The organism is Methylibium sp., assembly GCF_013817365.1.
Lineage (GTDB): Bacteria > Pseudomonadota > Gammaproteobacteria > Burkholderiales > Burkholderiaceae_C > Methylibium.
Genome location: NZ_JACDCU010000415.1, coordinates 1 through 3,556, shown reverse-complemented (window position 1 = coordinate 3,556; position 3,556 = coordinate 1). Strand labels below are relative to the sequence as shown.

The 3,556-nt window shown below is 67.6% G+C and carries 5 protein-coding genes; 4 read left to right on the top strand and 1 reads right to left on the bottom strand.

Annotated features, from left to right (window positions below):
• Positions 1 to 154 precede the first annotated feature (154 nt).
• The 4 genes from H0W38_RS18835 to H0W38_RS18820 all read left to right on the top strand — a co-directional run bounded on the left by H0W38_RS18835 (position 155) and on the right by H0W38_RS18820 (position 3,054).
• Positions 155 to 1,006: an MOSC N-terminal beta barrel domain-containing protein gene (locus H0W38_RS18835; RefSeq protein WP_292457020.1), complete on the top strand. Its 852-nt coding sequence runs from the start codon at positions 155 to 157 to the stop codon at positions 1,004 to 1,006.
• A gap of 235 nt (positions 1,007 to 1,241) precedes the next feature.
• Positions 1,242 to 1,967 carry a hypothetical protein gene (locus tag H0W38_RS18830; protein ID WP_292457019.1) on the top strand — a complete coding sequence of 242 codons (726 nt, stop codon included), beginning with the start codon at positions 1,242 to 1,244 and terminating at the stop codon, positions 1,965 to 1,967.
• Between the two features lie 93 nt (positions 1,968 to 2,060).
• The gene (gene grxD / locus H0W38_RS18825; protein WP_292457017.1) at positions 2,061 to 2,384 is read left to right on the top strand and encodes a Grx4 family monothiol glutaredoxin; all 324 of its coding nucleotides are present in this window, start codon (positions 2,061 to 2,063) and stop codon (positions 2,382 to 2,384) included.
• Between the two features lie 103 nt (positions 2,385 to 2,487).
• Positions 2,488 to 3,054, top strand: coding sequence for a UbiX family flavin prenyltransferase (locus tag H0W38_RS18820; RefSeq protein ID WP_292457015.1), 567 nt, complete (start codon positions 2,488 to 2,490; stop codon positions 3,052 to 3,054).
• Between the two features lie 52 nt (positions 3,055 to 3,106).
• Here H0W38_RS18820 and H0W38_RS18815 read toward each other — a convergent pair.
• Positions 3,107 to 3,556 (bottom strand): lytic transglycosylase domain-containing protein (locus tag H0W38_RS18815; protein WP_292457012.1); only part of this gene is annotated, 450 nt, incomplete at its 5' end.

Sequence of the window (3,556 nt, the reverse complement as noted above, 5' to 3'; positions counted from 1 at the left end):
TTGTTCGGTCGCTGAACGGTGCGATTCGCACGCCTGAATCGCGGCCGGCCTTGCGCGCCGCCTCCCGCAGCCTCGCTCGGCGAAGCCCGCGAAACGACTGGGCTGACCACGCCCAGGTGCAGGATGCGGCGCCGGCGCCTCGATAATCTCGCGCATGAGTGAATCGAACGTGACGATTGCGGGACTGCACGTGTACCCGGTCAAATCCTGCGCCGGCGTCGACCTCGACGAAGTGCTGCTGATCGAGACCGGCCTGGAATTCGACCGCGCCTGGATGCTGGTCGACGACCAGGGCGAGTCCGTCAGCCAGCGCGAACTGCCCCGGCTGGCACTCGTGCACTGCGATCTGCGGCACAGCGAACTGGTGCTGCGCGCGCCCGGCATGCTGGCGCTGCACCTCGCACTCGATACGGTCGATGCCGCGGTGCGCGTGAGAATCTGGAACGACGACGTCGCCGCCTACGACATGGGCGCGCTCGCGGCCCAATGGTTCAGCGACTTCCTGCGTCAGCCGCTGCGGCTGGTGCGCTTCGACCCCGAACAAAAGCGTCTGGCCAGCCGCGCCTGGACCGGTGCGATCGAGGCCGAAGCCGCGTTCAGCGATGAATTTCCGCTCCTCGTGCTTTCGCAGGCCTCTCTCGATGCGCTCAACGAGCGCCTGGCCTACCGCGATGTGGCCCCGGTGACGATGCAGCGATTCCGCCCGAATGTCGTGCTGACCGGGCTGGACGCGCATGGCGAGGACTTCCTCGACGAGATCACCTTCGACACGCCCGAAGGCGCCGTGCGGCTGAAGCTGGTCAAGCCCTGCACGCGCTGCCCGATTCCCAACGTCGACCCGCAGACCGGCGAGCCGGGCACCGAACCCGGGGACACGCTGGCCACCTACCGCAGCGACCCGCGGGTGGGCGGCGCGGTCACGCTCGGCATGAACGCCGTCATCGTTGAAGGCATCGAGCGCGCGCTGCGAGTGGGCCAGATCGGGCGGACAAGCCTGCGCTTCTGAGAGCGCCGCGCCGGCTCGAAGGCGCCAGGCGGCAGCTTCCGTTGCGCCAGCGCATCGCCCGCCGGCCCGGCACACCCCCCCATTCATGCGGAAGCGGGCGGTGCCGGTCGAATTTGGCCATTCAGCGTGGTCCGGCGCGCTGCTAGCCCGCGGCGCGCGAGCTAGCATGGCTTCCATGGAGGCGCCGCTCCCGTCCGTCGGTCCGGCCGCTTCGGTTTGCCAAGAGGAGCTCGTCATGTCACTGCACCGCTGCCTGTTCCGCTCGCTGCTGCGCCGCTTGTCTGCTCGGTACTCCGCTGCTGTTGTGCTGGCTGCGATCACCTCGGCGGGACTCGGCGCAGCTGCACCGGTCCAATCAGCCGAGCGGGCAGATTTGTCGGCGGCCACCGGGCAGGGGCTGCGCACAGGGCAGGCGGCATGGCCCCGTTGGCAGGGCCGCTTGGCAGTCACGTCCAGCCGCAGCGATGTTTCCGGCGGGAGCTACGAGTCGGGCTTCGACAGCAGCGCCCGCTCGATGCAAAGCCTGAGCCTCCTCGGCGACTACTACTTCACGCAACAAGGCTTGGCGCCGACCAGCCCGTACAGCGGCGGCTTCCGAGCCAGCGGCGGCTTGATCGTCGGTGTGCGCCAGGCAGGTCACGGATCCATCCTGCCGGCCAGCCTTTCCGGGCTGGGCAGCGGCTTCAGCGCCGAACGCCGCAGCTTCAGCCTGTCGGCACCGCTCGCTGCGCTCGACGGCGACGACTCCTCGACACATTCGGCGCCCTATCTTGGAGTCGGCTACACCGGGTTGCAGTGGCTCAAGGGCAGCGGCGGCGGCTGGGGCTTCAGCGCCGACGTCGGCGTGATGGCCTTGCAGCCGCGCTCGGCCGTGCGCCTGGGCCAGCAAACCATTGCCGACACGGTGCGCGGGCTCGAGATCAGCCCGCTGCTCCAGCTCGGTCTGTCGTATTCATTCTGAGCGAGAACGGGTGGGGCTTTGTGCGGCTCGGCGTGCGGCGGCGGCTTTGCCGTATAAGCTTCGCAATCCAATTTTTTCTTCCGCGAGCCGACCATGACCCCGATTTCCACCGACGTTCAGCAACGCATCGATCAGCTGGTGAAGGGCCATCGCGTGGTGCTGTTCATGAAAGGCACGGCCCAGTTCCCGATGTGCGGCTTTTCTGGCCGCGCGATCCAGATTCTCAAGGCCAACGGCGTGTCCGATCTTGCGACCGTGAACGTGCTCGAGGACGAAGCGATCCGCCAGGGCATCAAGGACTACGCCAACTGGCCGACGATCCCCCAGCTCTACGTCAACGGCGAATTCGTCGGCGGCTCCGACATCATGATGGAGATGCACCAGGCCGGCGAACTCAAGTCCCTGTTCAGCGCTTGAGTCTCGCCTTAGCCTCCCGAGCACCGGCACACGGCGCAGTGCGCTGGCACCTGTCCTCGTGCAAGAGTGAAAAAGGCAGCCTGAGGTTGCGCGCGTTCCGACCATGAGCGGCCCCCGCCTGGTTGTCGGCATCACCGGCGCGACCGGCGCGGTTTACGGATTGCGGCTGCTGGAGCGTGCGCGCGAGCTCGGCGCCGAAACCCACGTGATCGTCACCCCGGCCGGGGTGCTCAACGTTCATCATGAGCTCGGCCTGGACCGCAAAACGCTTGAAGCACTGGCCGACCACGCGCACAACCCGGCCGACGTAGGCGCCTGCGTCGCGAGCGGCAGCTTTGCGACAGCGGCCATGGTGGTGGCGCCGTGTTCCATGAAAACGTTGGCCGCCATTGCGCACGGCTACGGTGACAACCTGCTGACGCGCGCGGCCGACGTGACGCTCAAGGAACGCCGCCGGCTGGTGCTCATGGTCCGCGAGACGCCATTCAATCTGGCCCATCTGCGCAACATGACCGCCGTCACCGAAATGGGCGCCGTGGTTTTCCCGCCGCTGCCGGCCTTCTATCACCGGCCGGCCTCGGTGGCAGAGCTGGTGGCGGACACGGTCGAGCGTGTGCTCGCGTTGATCGGAATCGACGGCGCGCAGCCCAGGGCGTGGACGGGGCTTTAGGCGCTCCTCGATTCGCCAGTAGCCGCACGTAACTCAACCGGCGCGCCGCACCTCAGCCGACCTCGTATTCCCAGCGCCGCCGAGCATCGAACACCAGCTGCGGATAGGGGGCCCGGCCGCGGCTTCCGTTGTAGCGGCCCAGCGCCATGAACAGATCGCCGCGCTCTCTGTCGAGGTAGTGACGAAGGATCACGCACCCGAAGCGCAGATTGGTCTGCAGGTGAAACAAGCGACCGACGTCGTCGCCGCCACCGCCGATGACGCGCAGCCAGAACGGCATCACCTGCATGTAGCCGCGCGCGCCGGCGACTGACACCGCGTACTTGCGAAAACCGCTTTCGACCTGGACCAGCCCGAGCACCAATGCCGGGTCCACCCCCGCGCGCCGGCTCTCGTACCAGAGCGTTTCGAGAAACTCGATGCGCGCCAGCCGATCGGGCTTGCGTCGGCGCAGGCGCTCGCTCATCGCGCCGAGCCAGCGCAAGTAAGCCAGGCGCTCTTT

What these genes read in the sequence shown, in the direction of transcription:
- grxD (WP_292457017.1), top strand. Translation starts at nt 2,061, where the DNA reads ATGACCCCGATTTCCACCGACGTTCAGCAACGCATCGATCAGCTGGTG.
- H0W38_RS18835 (WP_292457020.1), top strand. Translation starts at nt 155, where the DNA reads ATGAGTGAATCGAACGTGACGATTGCGGGACTGCACGTGTACCCGGTC.
- H0W38_RS18830 (WP_292457019.1), top strand. Translation starts at nt 1,242, where the DNA reads ATGTCACTGCACCGCTGCCTGTTCCGCTCGCTGCTGCGCCGCTTGTCT.
- H0W38_RS18820 (WP_292457015.1), top strand. Translation starts at nt 2,488, where the DNA reads ATGAGCGGCCCCCGCCTGGTTGTCGGCATCACCGGCGCGACCGGCGCG.